Origin of the sequence: Oligoflexus sp. (genome assembly GCF_035638955.1) — a bacterium.
Lineage (GTDB): Bacteria > Bdellovibrionota_B > Oligoflexia > Oligoflexales > Oligoflexaceae > Oligoflexus.
Window position 1 is genome coordinate 1 of the sequence record NZ_DASQYZ010000260.1, and the last position, 2,536, is coordinate 2,536.

Below are 2,536 nucleotides of genomic sequence, written 5' to 3' on the forward strand. Positions count from 1 at the left end.
TGGCCATGATCAAGAAAGGCCAGCTTGATATCCGGGGCTCCAAACCATTCGAACAGTTTTACGCCCTGGCAGGATAACTGCGTCCGGGGAATGATCCCTTCAGAAACTCACTTCGACCTTGGAAATGTTTGCGACAGAGCCCGGAATTGTGCGTCACCTGACAAACCGTCGCTGCTGGGTGCTGCATGATGGAGAGCAGGCGGCGACGGGGTATACGTGGAGGCGGATGCTTCGCGGGACTCGGGTTCCACCTTCCATAGCAAGTGGTTCTGATGTCTGGCCGCCCTTTTATGGGAAGGAGAGCGTCCGGATTAGGCTCCGCTGAAGCTCCTGAGCTTTTCAATGATTCCGGCCAAGAACCGAGCTTGCTGATGGTTGGAATCAGCTGACCCTGGGACTTTTTATGGCGAAGGATTTGCCGGACGGCTCCACCGGCCCTTTTGAAGTAAGTCTGATATCACCCGATGATGTCTATCCCATCCCGATAGCACTTTCATTAAGAAATTCACCGGTTGCGACACGACTCAGGTTCCGGAGCTTAATCTGAAGACGGGCCGTCTGGCTTGCGCTATTGAAACCGGCCTGAAGCTTGTCAACATTGACAAAGCATCTGAGGAAGTGATCAAGGCCCAGGCTCCCACTCGACCGGGGCTATGAGCACGATGGCCACGTCCTTGGCTTTTCATCGGGCCGTCTTCTGATGATCAACGGACAGGCGGTCGACCAGACAATGCACGATGGTCAGATCAAGGCTCTCGTGTCGGCTGGAGATAGGCTCATCAGCTTTGGTGAGGATCAGAAAATCAAGGTCTGGAAAGTGGATGGAAATAACCTCAAATCTTTGGGGGAATCCTTTCACCTTCAAAACTTCGTTGAGGCTGTGACTGTTGATCCTGAAAATAAATACCTCGTCTTTTCAAACTGGACCATACGCTACTCAGAACGATATTTCGGCATGGAAGCAAATGACAATAGGCTTCAACTGTGATGCCGCTTGAGCCTGCCGAGCTCATCAGGATGATCGGCAGCAAACTTTAGAAGGTGGGTTTGGCAGGCACACAATAAGGACCCGCGGATGGCTCAGGTCAAGCACATAGGACAGCGAAATTTCAGACAATATCGTCTGATTGACAGCGACCTGAGGACGTGGCATACACTGTGCTCCGTCAAGTCCTCTGAGAACAGTGGTCGTCTGTGCCATAGGATTACCAAGCCTTCAGTGACATACAAGCGTTGGGAGCTATGATATGAACTGTCCAAAAACCAGCATTGCTGTTTTGATGCTTTGCATTTCGCTCGTCGGATGTTCAAAAGGTTCAAAGGATAAGCGTGAGGACAGTCCCAATGTAGTGGACGATCAAGCCACTTTGCTGCCGCTAAAGCAGCAAATTCTCGACTATTCAAATTTTGAGGCAGGCTCGTTCGAGTCACTATCCTGGGAAAAAAAGTGCAGTGGCATTGCTAATTTTCTTCAGGATTTCACAAAATCATATCTTGCCAGTGACGTAAGTTTAAACTTTGACCTTACTGATTGTTTTTTTTATAACTCCACCTCCGATCGTGTGGTTTTCCAACCAAAATTCACTCTCTCAAACAATGGGAATGAACGAAACATAACTGTAACAATAAACGCAAAGTTTGATACGGAAACCTACAAACTTTCAGTGAAAAATGTAAATTTGCAAACGGACTTTTCTGAAAGCGAGATTTCAACTTTTGGGGAAAATTTAGTTCATTTGAAGGAAACATTTACTGATTGGGCCATGAAAACCACTGATGGTCAGACGCTGGTTTTTGGACTCTCTTATGTGGAATATGCCAGCAAATTTGAAACTCAATACGGTCCAGAGTCACCAGGTTTGAAAATTGAAAAGAAACCGATGACCTTTCAGCTTCTTCCTACTCCCAATCGTTTAGGTCGTGGAACAATTCGTTTTATGAACGTCGATCCGGGTATTTTTTCAACAACAGGATCCGATGGGAACCCTATTCCCACGCCTTATCTTGGCTGCCTGAGTATTGAGTGTTTGAATTCCAACGTAATTTCATACGAACTAATTGGGATTGACCTCGTGTTGTCAACCCCTTCTGTTACAAGCGGGAGCATTGTTTCCAGCCAAATCTCAATTTTTCGCTTTGAAAGTTTCGAATAGTATTTTTCAAAGTTAGAAAGCTTGCCATATCGAGACTGTCATGAGGCTCGATATGGCATGGTGACTTGGCTCCGTTCATATTTTTTCCTCTAATTTAAATGAAGGGTTCGGCGCCTTTCATTTCATATCCAAAGCTTCCTTCAGAAACCGTTCTCCAGCTTACGGCCGAACATTGACAGGCTATTCGCTTAAGGCTATATCCGCCGTGCACCGGGGGTTAAGCGTGGGCAGCCAGGGAGATTAAAGGTATCCATTCGGCAACCTAGCTCAACATGATATTCCCGTTGTGGTTTGATGGGCTCACGAAAGGAGATCCATCATGTCAGATCTCAAAGTTGAAGCCGTCCGCTGCATAATCGATAACTTCCGTCGCACGCGTCGAG

The 2,536-nt window shown here is 47.2% G+C and carries 2 protein-coding genes; both read left to right on the forward strand.

Annotated elements, in window-relative coordinates:
* The first annotated feature begins 700 nt into the window (after positions 1 to 700).
* Positions 701 to 988: a hypothetical protein gene (locus VE954_RS24410; protein WP_324957729.1), complete on the forward strand. Its 288-nt coding sequence runs from the start codon at positions 701 to 703 to the stop codon at positions 986 to 988.
* Positions 989 to 1,247: 259 nt separating this feature from the next.
* On the forward strand, positions 1,248 to 2,153 hold the full coding sequence (locus VE954_RS24415) for a hypothetical protein (RefSeq protein ID WP_324957731.1): 906 nt from the start codon (positions 1,248 to 1,250) through the stop codon (positions 2,151 to 2,153).
* Positions 2,154 to 2,536: the final 383 nt, after the last annotated feature.